This is a genomic window from Luteimonas sp. A501, from assembly GCF_054052085.1.
The window spans coordinates 222,123-245,832 of the sequence record NZ_JBSVRI010000003.1 but is presented as its reverse complement, the minus strand read 5'-3'; the positions used below and the strand labels follow the sequence as shown (position 1 = coordinate 245,832).

19 protein-coding genes are annotated in these 23,710 nt (G+C 70.7%); 14 read left to right on the top strand and 5 right to left on the bottom strand.

Annotated features, from left to right (window positions below; translation table 11 throughout):
- Nucleotides 1-116 precede the first annotated feature (116 nt).
- The 5 genes from ACW7G5_RS10755 to hemF all read left to right on the top strand — a co-directional run bounded on the left by ACW7G5_RS10755 (nt 117) and on the right by hemF (nt 4,390).
- Nucleotides 117-893, top strand: a complete 777-nt coding sequence (locus ACW7G5_RS10755; protein WP_457004375.1) for a hypothetical protein — start codon at nt 117-119, stop codon at nt 891-893.
- Between the two features lie 51 nt (nt 894-944).
- Nucleotides 945-1,781, top strand: a complete 837-nt coding sequence (locus tag ACW7G5_RS10750; protein ID WP_457004373.1) for a hypothetical protein — start codon at nt 945-947, stop codon at nt 1,779-1,781.
- A 27-nt stretch (nt 1,782-1,808) separates the two neighbouring features.
- Nucleotides 1,809-2,651, top strand: a complete 843-nt coding sequence (locus ACW7G5_RS10745; protein WP_457004372.1) for a hypothetical protein — start codon at nt 1,809-1,811, stop codon at nt 2,649-2,651.
- A 28-nt stretch (nt 2,652-2,679) separates the two neighbouring features.
- Nucleotides 2,680-3,378, top strand: coding sequence for a DUF4755 domain-containing protein (locus ACW7G5_RS10740; RefSeq protein ID WP_457004370.1), 699 nt, complete (start codon nt 2,680-2,682; stop codon nt 3,376-3,378).
- 79 nt (nt 3,379-3,457) lie between these two features.
- Nucleotides 3,458-4,390 carry an oxygen-dependent coproporphyrinogen oxidase gene (gene hemF / locus ACW7G5_RS10735; protein ID WP_457004368.1) on the top strand — a complete coding sequence of 311 codons (933 nt, stop codon included), beginning with the start codon at nt 3,458-3,460 and terminating at the stop codon, nt 4,388-4,390.
- 3 nt (nt 4,391-4,393) lie between these two features.
- Here the strand turns inward: hemF and ACW7G5_RS10730 are convergent, their stop codons facing one another.
- The 3 genes from ACW7G5_RS10730 to polA form a co-directional block, all read right to left on the bottom strand.
- A complete protein-coding gene (locus ACW7G5_RS10730) occupies nt 4,394-4,879 on the bottom strand; it encodes a DUF421 domain-containing protein (RefSeq protein WP_457004366.1) in 486 nt (161 codons plus the stop codon).
- Between the two features lie 83 nt (nt 4,880-4,962).
- Nucleotides 4,963-5,970: a glucokinase gene (glk, locus tag ACW7G5_RS10725; protein ID WP_457004364.1), complete on the bottom strand. Its 1,008-nt coding sequence runs from the start codon at nt 5,968-5,970 to the stop codon at nt 4,963-4,965.
- A gap of 500 nt (nt 5,971-6,470) precedes the next feature.
- The gene (gene polA, locus ACW7G5_RS10720; protein ID WP_457004362.1) at nt 6,471-9,236 is read right to left on the bottom strand and encodes a DNA polymerase I; all 2,766 of its coding nucleotides are present in this window, start codon (nt 9,234-9,236) and stop codon (nt 6,471-6,473) included.
- 74 nt (nt 9,237-9,310) lie between these two features.
- Here polA and ACW7G5_RS10715 point away from each other — a divergent pair, with 74 nt between their 5' ends.
- Genes ACW7G5_RS10715 through ACW7G5_RS10705 form a run of 3 tightly spaced genes read left to right on the top strand, consistent with a single transcriptional unit; the run spans nt 9,311 to nt 10,911 of the window.
- Nucleotides 9,311-9,610: a DUF2782 domain-containing protein gene (locus tag ACW7G5_RS10715; RefSeq protein WP_457004360.1), complete on the top strand. Its 300-nt coding sequence runs from the start codon at nt 9,311-9,313 to the stop codon at nt 9,608-9,610.
- Nucleotides 9,601-10,311, top strand: a complete 711-nt coding sequence (locus ACW7G5_RS10710; protein WP_457004359.1) for a DUF502 domain-containing protein — start codon at nt 9,601-9,603, stop codon at nt 10,309-10,311. The genes ACW7G5_RS10715 and ACW7G5_RS10710 overlap by 10 nt, the downstream gene beginning before the upstream one ends.
- Before the next feature lie 24 nt (nt 10,312-10,335).
- A complete protein-coding gene (locus tag ACW7G5_RS10705) occupies nt 10,336-10,911 on the top strand; it encodes a manganese efflux pump MntP (RefSeq protein WP_457004357.1) in 576 nt (191 codons plus the stop codon).
- Nucleotides 10,912-11,029: 118 nt separating this feature from the next.
- On the opposite strand, the gene uvrD is transcribed toward ACW7G5_RS10705, so the two are convergent.
- Together uvrD and ACW7G5_RS10695 are read right to left on the bottom strand one after the other, a co-directional pair.
- A complete protein-coding gene (gene uvrD / locus ACW7G5_RS10700; protein WP_457004355.1) occupies nt 11,030-13,210 on the bottom strand; it encodes a DNA helicase II in 2,181 nt (726 codons plus the stop codon).
- 9 nt (nt 13,211-13,219) lie between these two features.
- Nucleotides 13,220-15,868, bottom strand: coding sequence for a bifunctional diguanylate cyclase/phosphodiesterase (locus ACW7G5_RS10695; protein WP_457004353.1), 2,649 nt, complete (start codon nt 15,866-15,868; stop codon nt 13,220-13,222).
- A 221-nt stretch (nt 15,869-16,089) separates the two neighbouring features.
- Between ACW7G5_RS10695 and ACW7G5_RS10690 the strand changes: the two genes are divergently transcribed.
- From ACW7G5_RS10690 to ACW7G5_RS10665, 6 genes are all read left to right on the top strand, one after another.
- Complete coding sequence (locus ACW7G5_RS10690; RefSeq protein ID WP_457004351.1) at nt 16,090-16,791, top strand: glutathione S-transferase N-terminal domain-containing protein; 702 nt, start codon at nt 16,090-16,092, stop codon at nt 16,789-16,791.
- Between the two features lie 91 nt (nt 16,792-16,882).
- Nucleotides 16,883-19,138 (top strand): S9 family peptidase, encoded by a 2,256-nt coding sequence (locus ACW7G5_RS10685; protein ID WP_457004350.1) that lies wholly within the window; start codon nt 16,883-16,885, stop codon nt 19,136-19,138.
- Between the two features lie 101 nt (nt 19,139-19,239).
- Nucleotides 19,240-20,436, top strand: a complete 1,197-nt coding sequence (locus ACW7G5_RS10680; protein WP_457004348.1) for a beta-ketoacyl-[acyl-carrier-protein] synthase family protein — start codon at nt 19,240-19,242, stop codon at nt 20,434-20,436.
- Entirely contained in the window at nt 20,433-21,242 is an 810-nt protein-coding gene (locus ACW7G5_RS10675; protein WP_457004346.1) for a beta-ketoacyl synthase chain length factor, read from the top strand. Before ACW7G5_RS10680 ends, ACW7G5_RS10675 begins: the two co-directional genes overlap by 4 nt.
- Nucleotides 21,235-22,074, top strand: coding sequence for a glycosyltransferase family 2 protein (locus ACW7G5_RS10670; protein ID WP_457004344.1), 840 nt, complete (start codon nt 21,235-21,237; stop codon nt 22,072-22,074). The genes ACW7G5_RS10675 and ACW7G5_RS10670 overlap by 8 nt, the downstream gene beginning before the upstream one ends.
- Nucleotides 22,074-23,693 carry an NAD(P)/FAD-dependent oxidoreductase gene (locus ACW7G5_RS10665; RefSeq protein WP_457004342.1) on the top strand — a complete coding sequence of 540 codons (1,620 nt, stop codon included), beginning with the start codon at nt 22,074-22,076 and terminating at the stop codon, nt 23,691-23,693. Before ACW7G5_RS10670 ends, ACW7G5_RS10665 begins: the two co-directional genes overlap by 1 nt.
- The last annotated feature ends 17 nt before the right edge of the window (nt 23,694-23,710 follow it).

Below are 23,710 nucleotides of genomic sequence, written 5' to 3'. Positions count from 1 at the left end.
CAAGGGCTTGCGATTCGTTTGAATTTCGTTTGCAGGCCGTGGGGACAGGTTTGCGCCTCCCGGGCCACGGTTCTGGCCACGCGGCCATTCCGATGCCGCAGGGGGAGGGCCACCGCATGCGAGGCAAGATCATCCACTACAACGGCAGCGACGGACGCGGCTTGATCGCCGCCGACAACCGCCAGCTCCCCTTCGAGATCGGGCATTGGCGCAGCGACATCGCGCCGACCGTGAACCAGGTGGTCGACATCGCCCTGGCCGGCGACGATCTTGAATCCGTCGCGCGGGTGCCCGAAGACGTCCTGATCAAGGAGCGCGCCGGGCAACTTGCCAGCAAGCTGGGTTCGTCCGGCGCCGCCGCCCTGCAGTCGATCAGGGACGCAGCCCCGACCACCGGCGGCAACGCAGCCTCCGGCTGGCGCCAGAGGCTCGGCATTCCGCTGCTGGCCGCCTACGGCGTGTTCGCTGTGTCCGCGCTGGGGCTGCCTTTCATTTCCGTCAGCTCTCCGTTCGGGATGGGCGGGCGGAGCTACAGCCTCGTCGGCCTGGGCGAGCTGTCCGAGGCGCTGGGTGCTTCGGTCGGCGGTGCGTTCTGGCCCTGGCTGGCGATCCTGTCGATCGCACTGCCGGTCTTCTGGCGCAGCCGCTTCGCCTGGTTGGCCCTGCTGCTGCCCTTGCTCGCCACGCTGAAGCCTGCGTTCGACATCATCGGCGCCGCGGGCAAGGCGTCGCGTGCCATGGGCGACGCCTTCGGAGGCGACATCAGCAGCCAGATGGCCAGCCAGATGGCCGACATGATCGACACCGGCTTCGGTGCCTGGGCCTGCCTGTTGGCCGCGCTGTTCGTCGCCTGCGTCGGCCTGAAGCGCGTGCTGCTGCCGCCGGCCGCCTGACTCCACCTCACCGACGAAATCCACACATCCACGCAAAAGGGAGATCCCTCCATGCGCAAAACCACGCTCGTGTTCATCGCCACCTCGGCACTGGCCCTGTCCGCCTGCAGCAAGGACGCCGGGAATGCCGACACCACCGCCGCCAATGCCGACGCTGCAGCGCCCAGCGGCTTGCTCGGCGCAGCCGCCGACAAGGCCAAGGTCGAAAGCGCGGCCGCCGCACTGCCGCAACCCGACGCCAACAAGCCGGTTTCCGAGTACCCGCAACTCGAAGGCGGCAACCAGATCATGTTCCATTACGTTGCCGCCTCGAAGCTGCCGCCGGACTACGCCAAGCTCGCCGAGCCGTTCTCGAAGGAGTACCGCAGCACGAGCGACACCTTCCGCAGGAACGATCTGCTGCAGGCAATCCGGCCGCAGCTGGATCAGCAGATCGCGCAGGCCGCCGCCAACCCCTACGGCTGGATGAAAGTGAGCGACGCGAACCTGGGCAGCTACGACTTCGATCGCAAGGGCTTTGCTGTCGGCGAGTTCGCGGACAGCACGACCCGCTACTTCAACGACAACTACGGCTACAAGATCGGCTGGAGCAATTACAACCAGCTTGCATTCGCCCCGGTCGCGGACGAAGCGGCCGCGCGCCGGATCGAGTCCATGCGCACCGGCTACAACGACAGGCCGCAGCTGAAGGTCCATTTCTTTGCCCAGTCCGCGGACCTGAACGACCAGAAGGTCAACGCGGTGGTCACCCATGTGCAGATCACCGACAAGTCCGGCCGCGTGCTTGCCAGCTATGGACCCGACGGCAGCGTGCCGGCAGACGTGCCGGCAGACGACGATTGCCAGGGTGATGCAGCCACCTGCGCAGCGGCACATTTCGGCTTCTGACCACCGCACACTTCAAGGAAAACCCGTATGAACCGTCTCATGACTTGTCGACTTCTGATGGCGCTCGCAATGACGGCGTCCCTTCCCGCCGTCGCCCAGAGCAACGCAGAACTGAATGATGAAAACGCACGCCTCAAGGCACAAGTGGCCGAGCTCCAGGCACAACAGCAGAGTGAAGCAAGCACGCAGGAGAACAGGCCCGCGAGGCGGTCCGGACTCGCGGGCCTTGGTGATCGGTTGAAGAAGGCAACAGGCATCTCGCTGACTCGTCCCAACGCAAACGACGCAAACGACGCAAACGACGCAGGCGGCGGAACGGCGATCTACACGCCTATCGGCGCGGCCAACACGTTCGAAGGGGTCTTCTCCCATGGGAACCGCGACCTCGCCATCCAGGGCAGGCTGTCATGGCCCCGCGTGGCGCTGACCTTCGTCGAGTACGGAGAGACGCTTCCGTGCTGGACGATCGATGCCCGCATCTGGACGAGCGCGACACAGTCCACAACCGAACGTTTCCAGACCTGCCTGAACGCACGGCTCACCAAGCTGGACGATCTGGGAAGGACCAGCAGCTTCGACAAGCGCGATGCCTTGACCCGCGCGAAGTTGAGGCGCTTCGAAAGTGCGCAGCCGCTGTTCGGGTACGTTGAAACGACCGGAACAAAAAGGACAGCGGGGCCCAACCCACCGAGGAAGCTGTTCATGGTGGACGTCGACAGGGACATGGGCGAGAAGGTCTTCGACGCCGCGATCAACGCGATGTGGGTTTCCGGCTTCATTACCCTGGAAGACACCGGAATGACCTCTTCGTTTCTTGACTGGCGCATGTGGATCGCCGGCTTCGACTCCGACGGACATCGAGGCCGCTAATCCTTGAACTTGTCGCTTTGAGCCGTACGTGCCCGCGACAACCGGAACGAGACCGCTGGACAAAGATCTGGTCCAGATCATCAACAGTGTCAACACCGTCCCCGTCACCCGTGGGACATCCAAGGAAAACAGCATGGACGACTCAACTGCCGCCTTTTTTACTCTCACACTTGGCGCCGGCTTTGGCGCGGTCATATTCGGGCTGCTGGCCAGTTGGAGGCACAAGCCCGTCGGGCGCTGGGTGATCCTCGGTGCGGTTTGCGGCGTGATCCCCTTGATTGGCTGGCTCGTTGGATTCGGCTTCCTGCTGGATCTGCTGTTCGGCACCAAGGGTGATTCCGGCAGCGAGACCTCGACTGCAGCCAAGGCCTTCGGCCAGGGAGCCCAGTACGTCTATGTCGCCGACAACACCGGCATCGCCGTCGATCCCGGCCAGGAGACGGTTCGATTGAAGAACGGAAGCACCATCCAGACGTACCCGCTCTCTGCTGTCCGCGGATGGAAAACCAATCTCGCATCCGGTGGCGAGATCATTGGAGGCACCGGATATACGGCCATCGCGGCCGGAGGCGCCAACCTGCGCAACGAACGCGAGAACCGGAAGAACAGCGGCCTGTTCGTGAGCGTGCGCGACATCGACAATCCCGAATGGCGCATCGACATGCCGAACGAAAACAACCAGAAGCGGTGGATGGAGATCATGCGCCAGTCGATCAACCGCGACTGAGGCGGGCCGATCCGACGATGATTCCCCAGCTAATTCGTCCTTGCCTGCGGGGCGATGTTGGTCGCCTTACAATTGCCGCATGAACGATTTCGACGCCGTCCGCGGCTATCTCACCGACCTGCAGGACCGCATCTGTGCGGCCATCGAGGCCGCCGACGGCGGCGCCCGCTTCCACGAGGACGCCTGGACGCGCGCCGACGACAGTGCTGCCGGCGGCCTGTCCGGTGGCGGACGCACCCGCATCCTGCGCGAGGGCGCGGTGTTCGAGCAGGCCGGCATCGGCTTTTCTGACGTCTCCGGCAGCGCCCTGCCACCGTCGGCGACCGCCTCGCGGCCGCAGCTCACCGGCGCCTCCTGGCGCGCGGTCGGCGTCTCGCTGGTGTTCCACCCGCGCAATCCCTACCTGCCCACCACCCACGCCAACGTCCGCCACTTCCGCGCCGAGCGCGACGGCGAGACCGTGGCCTCGTGGTTCGGCGGCGGCTTCGACCTCACGCCCTTCTACCCCTTCGACGAGGACGTGCTGCACTGGCACCGCACCGCGCGCGCCCTGTGCGAACCCTTCGGCGGCCAGGCGCGCTACGACGCGCACAAGGCCTGGTGCGACGAGTACTTCTTCCTGAAGCACCGCGACGAGACCCGCGGCGTCGGCGGCCTGTTCTACGACGACCTGGCCGGGGACTTCGAGCGCGACTTCGCCTATACCCGCGCCGTCGGCGACGGCTTCCTCGACGCCTGGCTGCCGATCGTCGAACGCCGTCGCGCCATGCAGTACGACGAGCGCGAGCGCGAGTTCCAGCTCTACCGCCGCGGCCGCTACGTCGAGTTCAACCTGGTCTGGGACCGCGGCACCCACTTCGGCCTGCAGTCCGGCGGCCGCAGCGAATCGATCCTGATGAGCATGCCGCCGCTGGCGCGCTGGGAATACGGCTACCAGCCGGAGCCCGGGAGCGCCGAAGCGCGGCTGGCCGACTACCTGCGGCCGCGCGACTGGCTGGCGGAGCTCGACTGAGGCTCAGCCCTTGGCGTCCTTGCGCGGAACGATGGTCAGGGTGCCGTCCACCTCCAGGGTCATCAGCCCGACGTCGGCAAGGCCGTCCAGGCCGCTGTCGCGCACGGCTTCGTCCACGTCCAGCTGGTTCAGGTTCTGCTTGCGCAAGGCCTGCTTGAACAGTTCGCCGTCACGCGCCAGCAGCACCGGGCTGCCTTCCACCAGCCGGTCCAGGCGCGGACTGCGCGCGGTCAGGAAGCCGACCAGCCAGTTGCAGGTGATCAGCGTCATGGCAAGGATCAGGCCGCCCAGGAGCGAGAAATCCTCGCCGATCAGCGAGTTCTGCACCGCCGTGCCGAGCAGCACGACCACCAGCATGTCGAACGGCGTGAACTGGCCGACGGTACGCTTGCCCGCCAGACGCAGCATCGCCAGCAGGATGAAGTAGACGATCACCGCGCGCAGGATGAACTCCCACCACGGCATTGCGAGTTCGAACAGGTCGGACATGGCGATGGCTCCGAAGGGAATTCCATCATTCAGCCTGCCGTGTCGTGAAGATGCCGCGGACACGTCCCGGGAGGGAGGCTGCGTCAGTGCGCCGACGCCACTCCGCCGCCGCACGCCGCGTCCGTGTCGCGAAGTGCCACCGCTGCACCCAGCAGCCCGGGATCGGGATGCGTCACGACCTGGACCGACACCGGCTCCAGCCAGGCGGCAAAGCGTCCCTTGGCGAGGAAGCGTTCGCGGAACGCGCTGCTCCGGAGGAAAGGCAGGAAGCGCGGCACGATCCCGCCGGCGATGACCACCGTGCGCGCGCCGTGCAGCAGGGCCACGTCGCCCGCGACGCTGCCGAGGATGGCGCAGAAGCGGGCCAGCGCGCGGCGGGCGGCCGCGTCATGGCCGTCCAGCGCCGCGGCCACGACCTGGGCCGGCTCACGCGGCGGGCCCGGCGGCCCACCCGCACGCTCGCGCAGCACCGCGTCGATCATGGACAGTCCCGCTCCCGACAGCAGCCGCTCCCAGGACGCGCGACCGTGGCGTGCCGTCGCCCGGTCGGCCAGCGCGCGCTCTTCCTCATCCAGCGGGGCGAATCCGACGTGCCCGCCCTCGGTTTCCACCACCTGCCAGCCGCCGCCAGCGCGCTCCACGAGCAGGCTCACGCCGAAGCCGGTGCCGGGTCCCAACACGCTGACCGGGCCGCGCAGGGGCGGGTCCACCGGCCCGTGCAGGAACGCGCGCTGCCCGGCTGCGAGCACGGGGACGGCGCGTGCGATGGCGCCGAAATCGTTGACCAGGCGCAACTCCCGGAGCCCGAGCGATTCGCGCAGCTCGTGCCTGTTGAACGACCAGGCGCGGTTGGTCAGGCGCATTTCGTCGCCGTCGACCGGGCAGGCGAGCGCGATCGCCGCGCGCCGCGGGCGCAGCCCGACCTGCGCCAGGTAGTGCTCCGCGGCGTGCTGCAGGCTGGCGAACCCGGCGTTGCGCAGCCGCTGCGGCTGCAGCAGCCGCGGCACGGCCGCCGCCGGGTCGCACAGGGCGAAGCGGGCGTTGGTGCCTCCGATGTCGGCAACCAGGGCCAGGTGCTCGTTCGCGCTCATGTCCGCCCTTCCGGCATGCGATGGGTCCCGACAGGCTAACCCAGGCGAACGCCGCCGCACGGCCCGCACGGACGCTTGGCGGCGCCGTGGTGCGATGCCTGCTGCCGGCCAAGATGGCCGGCGGCCGGCTTGGGAGCAGGCCGCGGACAGGCCGGGGGAGCGCACCCCCTGTGAGCGGGACGGGCGGCGCGGACCAGAACGGAGCAGTTGGGAAAAGAACCAATAAAAAGCCCCGCAGGCAGGGGGGGCCGGCGGGGCTGGAGAACGGGGCTCGGGGAGAAGCCTTCGTTCCGGTCGATCAACTCCAGGGGAGGGGAGGTGATCTGCGACAGACCTTGCATCTGTCACGGGCTATATGACCACTCCGCACATGGATGGTTCGTGAAGACAGGGGTTAAGTTCTTGTTGGATTCAGCGGGCGTTTACCGGCAGCCTGCGCACGCGTCGGCGGCGCTTCCGTGGCAGCCTCCGAAGCGGCCCCCGGCCGCCTCCTGAATGGGTCAATGCGCCTGTTCCCAGTTGTCGCCGACCCCGCTGTCGACCACCAGCGGCACCCGCAGGCTGGCGGCGCCGGTCATGCGCGCGACCACTTCGGAAAGCAGGGTTTCGACGAACCCGGCGTCGACTTCGAACACCAGTTCGTCGTGCACCTGCAGGATCATCCGCGCGCGGTCGCGGTGCGGCGCGAGCCAGGCGTCCACCGACACCATCGCGCGCTTGATGATGTCGGCGGCGGTGCCCTGCATCGGCGCATTGATCGCAGCGCGCTCGGCGCCGGCGCGCTGCGGCTGGGTGCCACGGCTGATGTATTCGAGGTACAGGCGGCGGCCGAAGACGGTTTCTACGTAGCCCTGCTCCCGCGCCTGCACGCGGGTGCGCTCCATGAAGTCGCGCACGCCCGGATAGCGCGAGAAATACAGCGCGATGTAGTCCTGCGCCTCGGCGCGGCCGATGCCCAGGTTGCGCGCCAGGCCGAACGCGCCCATGCCGTACATCAGGCCGAAGTTGATCGCCTTGGCGGCGCGGCGCTCGTCGCCGCTGACCTGGTCGATCGCGCGGCCGAAGACCTCCGCCGCGGTGGCGCGGTGGATGTCGGCGCCGGCCTCGAACGCCGCCACCAGGCCGGCGTCCTGCGAGATGTGGGCCATGATCCGGAGTTCGATCTGCGAGTAGTCGCAGGCCACGATCTTCCGCCCCGGCGGCGCCACGAAGGCGGTGCGGATGCGGCGGCCGTCCTCGGTGCGGATCGGGATGTTCTGCAGATTGGGGTCGCTCGACGCCAGGCGGCCGGTGGCGGCGCCGGCCTGCTGGTAGCTGGTGTGCAGGCGGCCGGTCTCCGGGTTGACCATCTCCGGCAGCTTGTCGGTGTAGGTGCCGCGCAGCTTGGCCAGGCTGCGGTAGTCCAGGATCACCCGCGGCAGCTCGTGCAGGTCGGCGATGGCCTCCAGCGCCTCCTCGTTGGCCGAGGGCTGGCCCTTGGGCGTCTTCACCAGCATCGGCAGTTTGAGCTCGTCGTACAGCAGGGCGCAGACCTGCTTGGGCGAATCGAGGTTGAACGTGCGGCCGGCAAGCCCGGTGGCGCGCTGCTGCAGCTCCAGCATGCGACGCCCCAGCCCCGCGCCCTGGGCGCGCAGTCCGTCGGCGTCGAGCAGCACGCCGTTGGCCTCCACGCGCGCGAGCACCTGCACCAGCGGCATCTCGATGTCGCGGTACACGGCCGCCAGCGAGGGCTCGGCGTCCAGCCGCGCCGACAGCACGCGGTGCAGGCGCAGGGTGACGTCGGCATCCTCGGCGGCATAGGCGGTGGCGTCGTCGAGGGCGACCTGGGAGAACGGGATCTGCTTGGCACCCTTCCCGGCCACGTCGGCGTATGCGGTGGTCTGGTAGCCCAGCTCGCGCCGGGCCATCGAATCCATGTCGTGGCGCGCACGCCCGGCGTCGAGCACGAAGCTCTCCAGCAGCGTGTCCTCTGCGTATCCGGCCACGTCGATGCCGTGGCGGCGCAGGACGTGCAGGTCGTACTTGCCGTTCTGCCCGACCTTGCGCACCGCGGCGTCTTCAAGCAACGGGCGCAGCATCTCCAGCGCCCGGGCGCGGTCGAGCTGCGCCGGCGCGCCGGGATAGTCGTGCGCCAGTGGCAGGTAGGCGGCCTGGCCCGGCTCGCAGCTGAAGCTCATGCCCACCAGGTTGGCGCGCAGCGCGTCGAGCGAATCGGTCTCGGTGTCGAGCGCGAACAGCCCGGCGTCGCGCAGGCGCGTGATCCAGGCCTCGAGTGATTCGACGTCCAGGACCAGGTCGTGGCTGCCGGGCGCGGCCAGCGCCGGATCCAGCGCGGCATCGCCCGCCGTCGGCGCCGGGGCGACGAAGCCGCTGCCCGCGCGCGGCATCGAGGCGCGCGCCGGAACCACGCCGCTGGCGCTGCCACCATCGAGCTCCTTCAGGGCCTGCACGAACCCGTAGCGCTGGTACAGCGTGCGCAGGACGTCGGCGTCGGGCGCACGCAGGGCGAGGTCGGCCGGACCCACGTCCAGCGCGACATCGGTGCGGATGGTCGCAAGCGTGCGGCTCAGCGGCAGCCGGTCGAGCGCGGCGCGCAGGTTGTCGCCGACCTTGCCCTTGATCTCCCCGGCCGAGGCGATCACGCCGTCGAGGCTGTCGTAGGCCGCCAGCCACTTCGCCGCGGTCTTCGGCCCGCATTTTTCGACCCCCGGGATGTTGTCGACGCTGTCACCCATCAGCGCCAGCAGGTCGATGATCTGGTCGGGCCGCACGCCGAACTTCGCGAACACCGCGTCGTCGGAATCGGTGCGGGTGCCGCTCATGGTGTTCACCAGCGCCACGCCCGGACGCACCAGCTGGGCGAAGTCCTTGTCGCCGGTGGAGATGGTGACGTCCATGCCCTGGCCTACCGCCGCCAGCGCCAGGGTGCCGATGACGTCGTCGGCCTCGACGCCGGGCACGCGCAGGATCGGGATGCCCAGCGCCTCGACCACGTCGCACATCGGCTGCACCTGCGTGCGCAGGTCGTCGGGCATCGGCGGGCGGTTGGCCTTGTACTGCGGGTAGATGTCGTCGCGGAATGTCTTGCCGGGCGCATCGACCACGAAGGCGAGGTGCTCGGGCTGCTCCTTCAGCGTCGCCCGCAGCATGTTGACCACGCCGAACAGCGCGCCGGTGGGCTCGCCATCGGCATTGGTCAGCGGCGGCAGCGCGTGGAACGCGCGATACAGGTAGGAGGAACCATCGATCAGCACGAGTCGCGTCATGCCGCGGATTCTACGTGTCCCCGGCTTCGCCCGTGCCGCTGGCGCATAATCGTGGCCAGCCCCGGGAGATCGCCATGAACCGTTCCGCCGCCGCATTCTCCACCGTGCTCGCCGCAAGCCTGCTGCTCGGCGCCTGCGCCACCAGCGGCGCGCCGGCCGACGTGATCCCGGCCGACGCGGTCGAGGCCACCCGCACCGAGGCCAACGGCGACGTGGTCACCGAGTACCGCGTCGACGGCCGCCTGCGCGCGCTCAAGGTCGTGCCGTCGCGCGGCGCGCCCTACTACCTGTTCGACCGCGACGGCGACGGCATCGTGGACAGCGAGCGCGACGGCGTGTCGCCGGTGTACTTCAAACTGTTCGAATGGAACTGATCACCCCGCCGCACCACGGCCAGGGTCAGGATCGGGCACCTGCCGACCCGTCGAAGCGCCTGCCGCCGATGGTCGCAACCTGGCTGACCGGCCTGCTCGCGGTGCTGCCGCTGGTGCTCACCCTGGTGCTGCTGGGCTGGGCGGTGGGCATCGTCAACCGCGCCCTCGGCCCCAGCAGCCTGTTCGGGCGCTCGTTCACGGTGTTCGGCGACTGGTTCGCCACCCATCCCGTGGTCGCCTGGCTGCTTGGCACCCTGCTGACCATCGCCGCGATCTACCTGCTGGGCCTGCTGGTGCAGTCGCGGCTCAAGGCGCCGTTCAAGGCGCTGCTCGACAACACCATGCGCCGCATTCCCCTGGTCGGCAGCGTGTACGCGCTGGCCGAACGCTTCGTCTCGGTGATCGGCGACCGCCAGCAGGCCGACATCGCGGCAATGAGCCCGGTGTGGTGCTTCTTCGGCGGCGACGGGGTGGCGGTGCTGGGCCTGCTGCCCAACCCGGAGCCGGTGCACATCGACGGCCGCACCTACCTGACCGTGCTGGTGCCCACCGCGCCGATCCCGGTCGGCGGCGGCCTGCTGTACGTACCATCGGACTGGGTGAAGCCCGCCGATTTCGGCATCGACGTCCTGACCAGCGTCTACCTGTCGATGGGCATCACCCTGCCGCGTGGCAAAATTCCGGGTTCCGTTGGGGAGTAGCCGGCTTCCGACCCTGGATCCCGCATGCACCCTCTTTCGATCCTCATGCTCGGCATCGCGATGTCGACCGACGCCTTTGCCGCGGCCATCGGCAAGGGCGCGGCGATGCGTACGCCGCGCCTGCGCGACGCGCTGCGCGCCGGGCTGATCTTCGGCGTCATCGAAGGCCTGACGCCGCTGGCGGGCTGGGTGCTGGGCACCACGGCGGCACCGTACGTGACCACGTGGGACCACTGGATCGCATTCACCGTGCTCACCCTGCTGGGCCTGCGCATGGCCTGGGTCGGGCTGCGCGACGACGGCGACGGGGACCCGGCCGACGCACGGCGACGCCACGGCTTCTGGGCGCTGGCCGCCACCGGCTTCGCCACCAGCATCGACGCCATGGCGGTCGGCGTCGGCCTGGCCTTCCTCGACATCAACATCCTCGCCGTGGCGCTGACCATCGGCTTGACCACGCTGGTGATGGTCACCCTGGGCATCCTGCTCGGGCGCGCGCTGGGCGCACTCGCCGGCAAGCGCGCCGAGGCCGCAGGCGGCGTGCTGCTGATGGCGATCGGCGCCTGGATCCTGTTCGAGCACCTCAGCGGCGCCGCCTGAACGGCCGGCCACGCCCCGCGGGTAGCGCTGGGCGGTGCTGGAGGCCGACGGCGAGCTCAACGAGTCGCCGGGCTTCCGGCTGCGCGACTAGCCGGGCCGCGGCGCGGCGGGGACTCCGTCAGACCGCCTGCAGCTTGGCATAGGCCAGCACCAGCCACTTGCTGCCGGCATCGTCGAAATTGACCTGCACGCGCGCATGCGCGCCGGCACCCTCGATGTCGGTGACCACGCCGTTGCCGAAGCTCGCGTGCACCACCTCCTGGCCCACCGCGATGCCCGGCGTGTCCTCCATCGCCGCGTGCCCGTAGTCGCGCCGCGGCGCCGGTGCGTAGCGCGGCCGCGACACCTCCACCTTCGGCCGCACGTCGTTGAGCAGCGCCGGCGGGATCTCGCGCAGGAAGCGCGAGGGCATGCCGTACATGTCCTGGCCGTGCAGGCGCCGGGTCTCGGCGTGGCTGAGCACCAGCTTCTGGCGCGCGCGGGTGATGCCGACGTAGGCCAGCCGGCGCTCCTCCTCCAATCGCCCGCTTTCCTCGATCGAGCGCGCGTTCGGGAACAGGCCCTCCTCCAGCCCCGCCAGGAACACCAGCGGGAATTCCAGGCCCTTGGCGCTGTGCAGGGTCATCAGCTGCACGCCGTCCTCGCCGGCCTGGGCCTGGCCCTCGCCGGCCTCCAGGGCGGCGTAGGCGAGGAACGCGACCAGCTCGGACAGCGCGGCCGATTCGTCATCCTCGCCGCGCACGAAGCGCGAGGCGACCGAGACCAGTTCGTCCAGGTTGTCGACGCGCGAGTCCAGGCTGCCCTTCGATTCGCGCGCATAGTGCTCGCGCAGCCCGGACCGCAGCAGCACGTGGTCGATCTTGTCCTTCAGCGGCAGGTCGCCAAGCTCGTCTTCGATCGCGTCGATCAGCGCATGGAAGGCGGCCAGCGCGTTGCGCGCACGCCCTGCCAGGCCCGCGCCCTGCGCGCAACGCAGCGACGCCTCCCACAGCGAGACGCCGTCGGCGCGGGCGCGCATGCGCACTTCGTCCAGCGTGCGCCCGCCGATGCCGCGGGTGGGCGTGTTGACCGCGCGCTCGAAGGCCGCGTCGTCGGCGCGGTTGGCGACCAGGCGCAGGTACGCCAGTGTGTCCTTGACCTCGGCACGCTCGAAGAAACGCACGCCGCCGTACACGCGGTACGGCAGCTGCGCGGCCAGCAGCTTTTCCTCGATGATCCGCGACTGCGCGTTGCTGCGGTAAAGCACCGCGCAATCGCCGTGGCTGCCGCCGTCGCGCACCCATTCGTTGACGCGGCCGACGATGTATTCGGCCTCGTCGATCTCGTTGTAGGCGGCGAACAGGTCGATCGGATCGCCCTGCCCGCTGTCGGTCCAGAGTTTCTTGCCCATCCGCCCCGGGTTGTGCGCGATCACCGCGTTGGCGGCGTCGAGGATCGCGGCGGTGGAGCGGTAGTTCTGCTCCAGGCGGATCGTCCGCGCGCCGGGGTAGTCCTGCAGGAAGCGCTGCACGTTCTCGACCTTGGCGCCGCGCCAGCCATAGATGGCCTGGTCGTCGTCGCCGACCACGAACACCTGCCCGCTGTCACCCGCAAGCAGGCGGATGAAGCCGTACTGGATGGCGTTGGTGTCCTGGAACTCGTCGACCAGCAGGTGGGCGAAACGCTGGCGGTAGTGCGCCAGCAGCACCGGCGTGTCGCGCAGCAGCTCGTGGGCGCGCAGCAGGATCTCGGCGAAGTCGACCAGTCCGGCGCGGTCGCAGCGCTCCTGGTACAGCGCATAGGCCTTGAGCATCACCGATGACCATTCGTCCTGGCCGTCCTGGATGTGCGGCGGGCGCCGGCCCTCGTCCTTCTGGGCGTTGATCCACCAGGCGATCTGCCGCGGCGGGAAGCGGGCTTCGTCGAGCTCCAGCTGCTGCACCACGCGCTTGACCAGGCGCAGTTGGTCGTCGGAGTCCAGGATCTGGAAGGCCTCCGGCAGCTTCGCGTCCTGCCAGTGCAGGCGCAGCAGGCGGTGGGCCAGGCCGTGGAAGGTGCCGATCCAGAGCCCGCGGGCACCGTTGCGCAGCAGCGCGTCGGCGCGGTGGCGCATCTCGGCCGCGGCCTTGTTGGTGAAGGTGACCGCGAAGATGCCGTGCACCGGCACGCCGAACACCTCGTTCATCCAGGCGATGCGGTGGGTGAGCACGCGGGTCTTGCCGGAGCCGGCGCCGGCCAGCACCAGGTAGTGGCCGGGGGGCGCGGACACGGCTTCGCGCTGGGCGTCGTTCAGCCCATCGAGCAGGTGGGAAACATCCATGCCCGCATGTTACGCCAGGCCCGGCGCCCGCCCCATGGCTTCGCCGCGGGCGAACTGCTGCAGGCGTTCGAGCACGGAATCGAAGTCCTGGGGCCGCGCAAGCAGGTAGCCCTGGAAGGCGTCGCAGCCGCGCTTGCGCAGCCATTCCTGCTGGTGCCTGGCTTCCACGCCTTCGGCGACGACGCCCAGGCCCAAGCCCTTGGCCATGCGCAGGATGGCCTCGCAGATCGCCTCGCTTTCCGGGTCGCGCCCCAGGTCGCGGACGAAGGACTGGTCCAGCTTCAGGCGCTGGACCGGCAGGTCCTTGAGGTAGGCCATGCTGGAGTACCCGGTGCCGAAGTCGTCGATGGCCAACGAGGCGCCCAGCTCGCCGAGCGCCTTCATGGCGGAGCGGGCCTCGGCCGGGTTGTCCAGCAACACGCTCTCGGTCAGTTCCAGCTCCAGCCTGCCGCGCGGCAGCCCGAACTCCGCGAGCAGCTGCCCGACCTCCTGCACCAGTCCCTCCTGGAACTGCAGCGCCGACACGTTCACGCCGATCCGCAGTGCGCCCCAGCCGCACGCGTCCAGCAGGCACCACCGGCTCATCGCCTCGCGCAGCACCCAGCGGCCCAGCGTGAGCACCAGCCCGGAGTCCTCGCAGGCGTCCATGAAGGCCCCCGGCGCGAGGAGGCCGCGCTCCGGATGCCGCCAGCGCACCAGGGCCTCCAGGCCGCAGGGGTGGTCTTCGCCGTCGAACTGCAGCTGGAAGGCCAGTTCGAACTCTTCGCGCTCAAGCGCGTCGTGCAGCTCCTTGACCAGCCGCAGCCGGTCGCCTGCGCGGGAGTCGAACTCGCTCCTGTAGCCCACGCTGCGATTGCGCCCCAGGCGCTTGGCCCGCGCGCCGGCCTGGCTGGCCGCACGCAGCAGGGCGGTGCCATCGACGCCGTCACCCGGGAAGCAGCTGTAGCCGAGGCTGGGCGTCACGTGCAGCGTGGCGCCGCGCACGTCCACGGTCCCCGCCACCGCCAGGCGCAGGGCCTCGACGCGCGCCGGCACCGTGGCGCCCGGCCCGACGGGAAGCAGGATGCCGAACTCGTCCCCGCCCAGGCGCGCCACGGTGGCCCGGGGTCCGGCCGCGGCTTCGAGCCGGCGCGCGACCGAGATCAGCAATTCGTCGCCCACGCCGTGGCCGAGGCTGTCGTTGACCAGCTGGAAGCGATCCAGGTCGAGGTGGCAGACAGCGACCCGGCCCTCGGTATCGGCCACCTCCCGGTCGATGCAGCCGATCAGCAGGTCGCGGTTGGCCAGGCCGGTCAGCAGGTCGTGGCTGGCACGGAACGCCACTTCCTCGGCGGCGCGCTTGCGCAGGGTGACGTCGTCGACGACCCCGACGAGGCTGGCCGCGGCGCCATCGACATCCAGCACCGCGGCCAGCCGGATCTCGAGGTCGCGGATGTCGAGGGGATCGCGGCGGTCGGTGACCTCGAGGGCGTCACCGCGGGGCTGCCTCATGGCCCCGCGCAGGCGGCGGACGTCCGCCGGATCGAGCAGCGCCTTGAGCGACGCGCGCACGGCGGACGGCGGATCACCGGGATCCACGCCGGTCAGGCGGGTGAATGCGGCGTTGGCGTACACCAGCTGGTTGCGCGGCGCCTCCAGGATGAACGTGCCCTGGTCCGAGGTTTCGATCGCGCGTCGCATGACGCGCATGTGCTCGCGCAGATGGCCCACCGCGTCGCGGCTGGCGGCCACGCTCCGTCGCATCCGCACCTCCCTCAGCGCGGCCCGGCGCAGGAACCACATGCCGACGAGCCAGGCCGTGGTCAACAGCAGCATGCCGGAGGCCAGGGTGGCCACGAACGCGCGCCAGCCACCGTACAGTGCGTCGGGCGTCATGCCGACGGTCGCGATCAGCGACCGGTCGCCGATGAGCCGGTAGCCGACCATGCGCTCCACGCCGTCCAGGGGGTTGCGCGATGTCACGAGCCCTCCGTCCCGCTCGGCCACCGCCCTGAACACCGGCGACGCGCCGGCATCCAGGCCCGCATGCAGGGTGCCGGTGTCGGAACGCGCGATGAGCACGCCGTCCTGGTCGAGCAGCGACGACACGCCGTCGGGACCGACCTCATGCTCCTGCAGCACTTCCGTGAAGGCGTCGGCGTCGAGGTCGGCGCGCAGCCACTGCGTCGGCTGGCCGTCGTCCGCGGCCAGGCGGAAGGGCATCGCCAGCGGCAGGACCCAGCGGCCCGCGGCATCCGGTCCGGCGGGCCCGAACTGCAGGCGGTAGGGTTCGGATCCGGTCGTGGACGCGAAGGCCGGGGCCCCGGCTTCCACGCGAAGGCCGAGCACGCGGCGGTGGCCCAGCGCGATCCTGTCGATCGCGCCCTCCATGAACACAGGCGTCGCCTCCGGTGCCGCGCCCTCCAGCGCCTCGAGGCCGACGGCCAGCCCATGCAGCGCGCGCTCGATGCTGCGGATCTGCTGCCCGGTCTGGCGGGCATGGCTGTCCACCAGGGCCTGCAGGTAGCGCGCGCCCGCGTCGCGGCGCACGCGGAGATCGTTCCAGGCGACGGCCACCGTGGCCAGCAGCACGCAAAGCACCAGGGTGCCGCCGAACCACCAGGCGCGGCGGAAGCGCACGACACCCGCCTCCGGGCCGTCATGGCCGCGGTCGCTCATGCCGGGCGTCCCTCGCCCACTGTCCAAGGGTTCCACTTCCATCGGTCGATGTTGCCCGTTCGCGTCGACATGCGGCAGCTGCAGCCTAACTCGCACCGGAGTCCGTGCACCAACGCGATCCAACCGTCCCGTGCCCCGGCGACGCTGCGTTGCGCGCGGCACCACCCTCGCGGGCGCCACGCGGGCCTAGACTTGGGGCCTCGCCTTCACGGAGCCCACGGATGATCGACCTCCACTACTGGCCCACCCCCAACGGCCACAAGGTCACGCTGCTGCTGGAGGAGGCGGGCCTCGACTACCGCATCCATCCGGTCGACATCGGCAAGGGCGCGCAGTTCGAGCCGGACTTCCTGGCGATCTCGCCCAACAACAAGATGCCGGCGATCGTCGACCACGCCCCCGCCGACGGCGGCGCGCCGCAGAGCGTGTTCGAATCCGGCGCGATCCTGCTCTACCTGGCCGAGAAGACCGGCCGCTTCCTGCCCGCCGAGCCGCGCGGCCGCATCGAAGCGCTGGAATGGCTGTTCTGGCAGATGGCCGGGCTGGGGCCGATGACCGGCCAGTACGGCCACTTCAACGTCTACGCGCCCGAGAAGATCCCCTACGCCATCGATCGCTACAGGAAGGAGGCCGAGCGCCTGCTGGGCGTGCTCGACCGCCGCCTGGCCGGCCGTGCCTTCATCACCGGCGACGACTACGGCATCGCCGACATGGCGGCCTATCCGTGGATCAACGCCTACGCCAGCGCGCCGCTGGACATGCAGCCCTTCCCCGAAGTGCTGCGCTGGCAGGCCGCGATCGCAGCCCGCCCCGCCACCGGGCGCGCCTATGCGCTCGCGAAGCAGGTGAACCCCGACGCCGGCAAGCCGATGAGCGACGAGCAGAAGGCCATCCTGTTCGGCCGGAACACAGGCCCGGCCTGAACCGCCGGGCCATCGCCCGCCCCCGGCGCCGCTCCCACGGCGCCGGGGGCTGCGGCATCATGCGGCATTCGCCCGCTCCCCGGACCGCCACATGCGCCTGCTCCTGGCCACCGCCCTCATGACCCTTGCCCTCTCCAACGCCCACGCCGCCACGCCCGATGCCGCGCGCGCCGAGCCGCTCACCCTCGAGGCGATCACCGGCGACGCGGCGCTGTCGGGACCGACGCTGCTGCGGCCCAAGGTGGCGCCCGACGGCTCGAAGGTCACCTTCCTGCGCGGCCGCGAGGACGACCGCAACCGCCTTGACCTCTGGGCCTACGACGTCACCAGTGGCGACACCGCGCTGCTGGTCGATTCAGCCGTGGTGCTCCCCGGCGAGGAGGTGCTGAGCGACGAGGAGAAGGCGCGCCGCGAGCGCCAGCGCATCGCCGCGCTGTCGGGCATCGTCGACTACCACTGGGCCCCGGACTCGCAGCGCCTGCTGTTCCCGCTCGGCGGCGAGCTCTACCTGTACGACCTGTCGGAGCGCGGCGGCGACGCGGTGCGCAAGCTGACCTCCGGCGGCGGCTTCGCCACCGATCCCAAGGTCTCGCCGAAGGGCGGCTACGTCAGCTTCATCCGCGGCCGCAACCTGTGGGTCGTCGATCTGGCCAGCGGCGACGAAGTGCAGCTCACCCGCGACGGCGGCGGCGCCATCGGCAACGGCGTGGCCGAGTTCGTCGCCGACGAGGAGATGGCCCGCCACACCGGCTACTGGTGGGCGCCGGACGACTCCGCCATCGCCTATGCCCGCATCGACGAGTCGCCGGTGCCGATGCAGAAGCGCTACGAGGTCTATCCCGACCGCACCGAAGTGGTCGAGCAGCGCTATCCCTCGGCCGGTGACGACAACGTCCGCGTCGAACTGTTCGTCGCCCGTCCCGGTCGTCCGGACGAGGCGCCGACGCGCGTCGACCTGGGACCGGAGCAGGACATCTACCTGGCCCGCGTCGACTGGCGCGATCCGCAGCGGCTCACCTTCCAGCGCCAGTCGCGCGGACAGCAGCGGCTGGAGCTTGTCGAGGTCACTCTGGCCAACGGGCGCCAGCGCAGCCTCGCCACCGAGACCTCCGCCACCTGGGTGCCGCTGCACGACAACCTGCGCTTCCTCGCCGACGGCCGCTTCCTGTGGTCGAGCGAGCGCGACGGCTTCGAGCACCTGTACATCGCCGGCGCCGACGGCGCCGGGCTGCGCCAGCTGACCCGCGGCGACTGGCCGGTGGACGCGCTGGAGGCGGTGGACGAGGCGAAGGGCCTGGCCTACTTCACCGCGGGCCGCGGTTCGCCCACCCGGCGCGCGCTGTATTCGGTCCCGCTGGACGGCGGCGACATCGTCGAACTCACGTCCACGCCCGGCATGCATGCGATCACCTTCGCCGGCAACGCCAGCGTCTACGTCGACAGCTGGTCGAACACGCGCACGCCGCCGCAGCTCGAGCTGTACCGCGCCGACGGCAGCCGCATCGCCGCGCTGGTCGATAACGATCCCCGCGACCCGGGCCATCCCTACGCCGGCCACCTGGACGCGCACCTGCCCACGGAGTTCGGCACGCTCACCGCGGCCGACGGCAGGACCCCGCTGCACTACAGCCTGATCAGGCCCGCCGGCTTCGATCCGGCCAAGCGCCATCCGGTCGTCGTCCATGTCTACGGCGGCCCGGCCGCGCAGACCGTGCTCGACGCCTGGCCGGGCCGCGCCGACGCCTTCTTCAACCAGTACCTGGCGCAGCAGGGCTACGTGGTGTTCTCGCTCGACAACCGCGGCACGCCGCGGCGCGGGCGGGAGTTCGGTGGCTCGCTGTACGGCAGGCAGGGCACGGTCGAGGTCGAGGACCAGCGCGCGGGCGTTGAATGGCTGCGCGCGCAGCCCTGGGCCGACGGCGGGCGCATCGGCGTGCACGGCTGGTCGAACGGCGGCTACATGACCCTGATGCTGCTCGGCCAGGCACCCGGGCACTACGCCTGCGGCATCGCCGGCGCGCCGGTCGCCGACTGGGCGCTATACGACACCCACTACACCGAGCGCTACATGGGCCTGCCGAAGGCCAACGTCGACGGCTACCGCACCGCGAGCGTGTTCACCCACCTCGACGGCATCCGCGACGACGCCCTGCTGCTCATCCACGGCATGGCCGACGACAACGTGCTCTTCAGCAACGCCACCGCGCTGATGTCGCGGCTGCAGGCGGCGGGCACGCGCTTCGAGCTGATGACCTACCCGGGCGCCAAGCACGGGCTGCGCGGCGCGGATGCGCTGCACAGGTACCGCCTGTCGGAGCGCTTCTTCGCAGGCTGCCTGGGCGACTGAGCCCTCGCGCCCTTGCCACGGCGCTCCCGCGGCCATCGCTATACTCGGCGCCTTTCCCGCACCGGGTGCACGCCTTGCCGTCATCGCAGCCGCCTTCCCCTATGCCGGCCCTGGCGATCACCGCCTACACCGCCACCACCGCGCTCGGTCGCGGCCGCGCGTCGCAGCTCGCCGCGCTCCGCTCGCGCCGCGGCGGACTGCGAAGCAACGACTTCGGGCCCGATCCGCTGGCGGCCTGGATCGGGCGCGTGGACGGACTGGAGGAGGCCCCGCTGCCGGACGGGCTCGCGCAGTGGGACTGCCGCAACAACCGCCTGGCGTGGATGGCGCTGCAGCAGGACGGGCTGATGGATGCCATCGCCAGCGCCCGCCGGCGCCACGGCGCCGAACGCGTGGCCGTGGCCATCGGCACCTCCACGTCGAGCATCGGCGCCAGCGAGGAGGCCTACGCACGCCTCGAGCACGACGCCGATGGTGGAACCCGCTTCCCGGCCGACTTGGCGCGGCCGATCGTGCACACGCCGCACTCGCTGGGCGATTTCGTGCGGGCGGCCACCGGTCTGCGCGGACCCTGCGTCACCGTGGCCACGGCCTGTTCGTCCAGCGCCAAGGTGTTCGCGCAGGCGGCCCGCCTGGTCCACGCCGGCCTGGTCGACGCGGCCCTGGTCGGCGGCGTCGACACCCTGTGCGGCAGCGTGCTGTTCGGCTTCAACTCGCTGGGGCTGGTCTCGGCCACTCCGTGCCGCCCCTTCGACCGCGACCGCGACGGCCTCTCGCTTGGCGAGGCCGGCGGCTTCGCATTGCTGGAGCGCGCCGTGCCCGGCGGCGACGCGCCGCGACTCTGCGGCTACGGCGAGTCCAGCGACGCGCACCACATGTCGGCGCCCCATCCCGAAGGCCTCGGCGCGCGCCTGGCCATGCGCGATGCGCTCGCACGCGCCGGGATCGATGCGGGCGATGTCGGCTACCTCAACCTGCACGGCACGTCGACCCCGGCCAACGACACCATCGAAGCCGCGGCGGTCGCGGCGATGTTCCCGGCCACCCTGCACGCCAGTTCGACCAAGGGCTGGACCGGGCACACCCTGGGCGCGGCGGGAATCGTCGAATCGGTGTTCGCCCTGCTCGCGCTGGAGCACGGCCTGCTGCCCGGCATCCTGCACAGCGAGACGCCGGACCCGGCCTGCGGCCCGCAGATCCGCTTCGACAACGCGGAGGACGCGGATATCCGCTACGCCATGAACAACTCCTTCGGCTTTGGCGGCAACAACGCCGCGCTGGTGTTCGGACGCGCATGAAGAAGCTCAACACGCTGATCGCACGCATCGAAGGCATCGGCTTCTGGGCCGACGGCCTGCCGTCCTGGCAGGACGCGTTGGACCACGCACGGACCGGGACCCCCGCCACCGGCAGCGGCAAGCCGTCGCCGCGCATGCTGGCGCCCAACGAGCGCCGTCGCGCGCCGCCAACCGTGGCGGTGGCCCTGGACGTGGCGCTTGCCGCCTGCGAAGCCGCGGGCCGCGACCCGGCGTCGCTGCCATCGGTGTTCGCCTCCACCCACGGCGACCTCGCGATCACCGACTACATGTGCGCGACGCTGGCCGACGACCCGCGCGCGATCTCGCCGACGAAATTCCACAACTCCGTGCACAACGCCGCCGCCGGCTACTGGACCATCGGTGCCGGCTGCCTGCGCCCGGCGACCGCGCTGAGCGCGCACCGCGCGAGCTTCGCCCAGGGCCTGCTGGAAGCGCTGGTCCAGCTCGCCTGCGGCGACGATGCGGTGCTCCTGGCCGCGTACGACGCCGCCGGCGCCGGTCCGCTGGGGGCGATGGCGCAAAGCACCGGCCTGCTGGGCGGCGCCTTCGTGCTGGCCGCCGGCCCGCACCACGGCATCGACCGGGAAGGCGGCGGCATCCGCCTGCGCGCCACCCTGATCGACGGCGACGCGCCCGCGGGCCAGGGCGCCCTGGCCCGCCACGGCGGAGCCAACGCCATGGCGCCGATGCTGCCGCTGTTCGACGCGCTGGCCTCCGGCGGCGATCTCGCGCTGCTGCACGCCGGGCACGGCCGCACGCTGCGAGTGGAGCTTGCCCATGGCTGAGTCCCTCCCGCTGCGCCGCGAAGACACCGCGGTGGTCATCCCCGCGCTCAACGAGGCGCTGCGCATCCGCGACGTGGTCGAAGGCGCGCTGGCGCAGGCGCAGACGGTGATCGTGATCGACGACGGCTCGGACGACGACACCGTCGCGCGCATCGCCGACCTGCCCGTCCGCGTGGTCCGGCACCCGCGGCGCATGGGCAAGGGCGCGGCGCTGCGCAGCGGCTTTGCCGAGGCCGCGCGCCTGGGCGCGCGCGCGGTGGTCACCATGGACGGCGACGGCCAGCACGACGCCGCGGACATCCCGCGCCTGCTGGCCGCCGCGAACCGCCACCCGGGCTGCGTGATCGTGGGCGCCCGCCTGCGCAAGCGGGCCTCGCAGCCGCCGCACCGGCGCCTGGGCAACGACTTCGGCGACTGGGGCATCAGCTGGGCCTGCGGGTTCCGCGTGGTCGACAGCCAGAGCGGCCAGCGCCTGTACCCGCGCGACGTGTTCACGCTCAGCGACGTGGCCGGAGAAGGCTTCGCGTTCGAGGCGCAGATGCTGATCTCGGCCGCCCGCGAGGCCGGTGCCGGCGTCGTCGCGGTACCGATCGAGACCCGCTATGCCTGCGCCGACGTCCCGGTCGAGTTCCGCAAGAGTCACTTCCGCCTGTTCCGCGACCTCTGGGCGATCACCTCGCACGTGGTGGCCCAGATCTGGCGACACGGCGATGTCATGACCGGATACGCGCGCGCACGCCGGCACCCGCCGGTCATCGACGACTGCAGCGGGGCGTCCGCGCCCGGCGAGGCCGGCGGCGGCACCGCACAGGCCGACGGAGGCCAGTACTGATGGACGAAGCGAATCGCGTCGACGTCGCGATCCTCGGCGGCGGGCTGGCCGGACTGACGCTGGCGCTGCAGCTGCGGCAGGCGGACCCGGCGCTCTCGATCGCAGTGCTCGAGCGGCGCGCGCATCCGGCGCCCGAAGCCGCGTTCAAGGTCGGCGAATCCACGGTCGAGATCGGCGCCCACTACTTCGCCCAGGTGCTTGGCCTGCGCGAGCACCTCGACCGGGAGCAGATCCGCAAGTTCGGCTTCCGCTTCTTCTTCTCCGACGGCCGCGGCGACGTCGACCGCTGCACCGAGATCGGCGTCAGCCAGCGGCTGCCGACGCCGTCCTGGCAGATCGATCGCGGCCGCTTCGAGAACATGCTCGGCGAGCGCGCGCGGACGATGGGCATCGGGTTCCGCGCCGGCGTGGTGGTGCGCGGCGTCGAATTCGGCGAGGGCGACGACGACCATCGCATCGCCTGGTCGCGCGACGGCGGCGAGGGCAGCCTGGCCGCGCGCTGGGTGGTCGACGCCAGCGGCCGCGCCGGCCTGCTCAAGCGCCAGCTGGGCCTGGCCGAGGCCAACGGCCACGATGCCAACGCTGCCTGGTGGCGGGTCGAAGGCATCCTCGATCCCAACGACTGGTCCGCGGACGAGGCCTGGCGCACCCGCTGCACGCCGCCCGACCGCTGGCGCTCGACCAACCACATGTGCGGCACCGGCTACTGGTTCTGGATGATCCCGCTGGCTTCGGGGGCGCACTCGCTCGGCATCGTCTGCGACGCCGGGATGCATCCGCTGGAGGGCATGAACAGCCACGACAAGGCCATGGAGTGGCTGCGCAGGCACCAGCCGCGCGTGGCCAATGCACTCGAAGGACACGCGGTGAAGGACTTCCGCTTCCTGCGCGGCTTCTCGCACGGCTGCCGCCGGCTGTACGGCGATCGCTGGGCGCTGACCGGGGAGGCGGGCCTGTTCCTGGATCCCTTCTATTCACCGGGAAGCGACTTCATCGCGATCGCGAACACCCAGATCTGCGACCTGGTCGCGCGCGACCGCGCGGGCGGGCCGTTCGCCCAGTACGCAGCGGTGCACGAACGCCTGTACTTCTCCTTCTACGAAAACACCCTGACGCTCTACCGGGGCCAGTACGCGCTGTTCGGCGATGAGCGCGTATTGCCGGTCAAGGTGATCTGGGACTACACCTTCTACTGGGCGCTGCTTGCGCCCGCGTTCTTCACCGGGCGCATCACCGACATCGGCATGTACGTGCGCCTGCAGCCTTTGTTCGAACGCGCCAGCGCGCTCAACGCCGCGATGCAGCCGCTGCTGCGCGAATGGGGCGAACGCAATGCGGCCGCCGGGGCAGCGCCGGCGGGGACCGGGCGCTCGCTCGACCAGCACGGGATCCAGTGGTTCCACGAACTCAACCGCGCGCTGCGCGACCCGCTCGACGACGCTGCCTTCGATGCGCGCATCGCCGAAAACGTCGGTCGCATGGAAGCGCTGGCCACCGAGGTCCTGGCCCGCGTGCGCGACATGCATCCCGCGATCGGCGACCACGGCCTCGACGCGCTGCTGGCCGGGACGGGCGCCCAGCCGGCCTCGCTCGGCGACGCCTGGTACAGCGCGGCCTGAGCCGCTGCGGAGAATCG

What these genes read in the sequence shown, in the direction of transcription:
- ACW7G5_RS10695 (WP_457004353.1), bottom strand. Translation starts at nt 15,868, where the DNA reads ATGAGCGACCGCGGCCATGACGGCCCGGAGGCGGGTGTCGTGCGCTTC.
- ACW7G5_RS10730 (WP_457004366.1), bottom strand. Translation starts at nt 4,879, where the DNA reads ATGTCCGACCTGTTCGAACTCGCAATGCCGTGGTGGGAGTTCATCCTG.
- ACW7G5_RS10705 (WP_457004357.1), top strand. Translation starts at nt 10,336, where the DNA reads ATGCACCCTCTTTCGATCCTCATGCTCGGCATCGCGATGTCGACCGAC.
- glk (WP_457004364.1), bottom strand. Translation starts at nt 5,970, where the DNA reads ATGAGCGCGAACGAGCACCTGGCCCTGGTTGCCGACATCGGAGGCACC.
- ACW7G5_RS10715 (WP_457004360.1), top strand. Translation starts at nt 9,311, where the DNA reads ATGAACCGTTCCGCCGCCGCATTCTCCACCGTGCTCGCCGCAAGCCTG.
- ACW7G5_RS10685 (WP_457004350.1), top strand. Translation starts at nt 16,883, where the DNA reads ATGCGCCTGCTCCTGGCCACCGCCCTCATGACCCTTGCCCTCTCCAAC.
- uvrD (WP_457004355.1), bottom strand. Translation starts at nt 13,210, where the DNA reads ATGGATGTTTCCCACCTGCTCGATGGGCTGAACGACGCCCAGCGCGAA.
- ACW7G5_RS10750 (WP_457004373.1), top strand. Translation starts at nt 945, where the DNA reads ATGCGCAAAACCACGCTCGTGTTCATCGCCACCTCGGCACTGGCCCTG.
- ACW7G5_RS10690 (WP_457004351.1), top strand. Translation starts at nt 16,090, where the DNA reads ATGATCGACCTCCACTACTGGCCCACCCCCAACGGCCACAAGGTCACG.
- ACW7G5_RS10755 (WP_457004375.1), top strand. Translation starts at nt 117, where the DNA reads ATGCGAGGCAAGATCATCCACTACAACGGCAGCGACGGACGCGGCTTG.
- polA (WP_457004362.1), bottom strand. Translation starts at nt 9,236, where the DNA reads ATGACGCGACTCGTGCTGATCGATGGTTCCTCCTACCTGTATCGCGCG.
- hemF (WP_457004368.1), top strand. Translation starts at nt 3,458, where the DNA reads ATGAACGATTTCGACGCCGTCCGCGGCTATCTCACCGACCTGCAGGAC.
- ACW7G5_RS10675 (WP_457004346.1), top strand. Translation starts at nt 20,433, where the DNA reads ATGAAGAAGCTCAACACGCTGATCGCACGCATCGAAGGCATCGGCTTC.
- ACW7G5_RS10710 (WP_457004359.1), top strand. Translation starts at nt 9,601, where the DNA reads ATGGAACTGATCACCCCGCCGCACCACGGCCAGGGTCAGGATCGGGCA.
- ACW7G5_RS10745 (WP_457004372.1), top strand. Translation starts at nt 1,809, where the DNA reads ATGAACCGTCTCATGACTTGTCGACTTCTGATGGCGCTCGCAATGACG.
- ACW7G5_RS10680 (WP_457004348.1), top strand. Translation starts at nt 19,240, where the DNA reads ATGCCGGCCCTGGCGATCACCGCCTACACCGCCACCACCGCGCTCGGT.
- ACW7G5_RS10665 (WP_457004342.1), top strand. Translation starts at nt 22,074, where the DNA reads ATGGACGAAGCGAATCGCGTCGACGTCGCGATCCTCGGCGGCGGGCTG.
- ACW7G5_RS10670 (WP_457004344.1), top strand. Translation starts at nt 21,235, where the DNA reads ATGGCTGAGTCCCTCCCGCTGCGCCGCGAAGACACCGCGGTGGTCATC.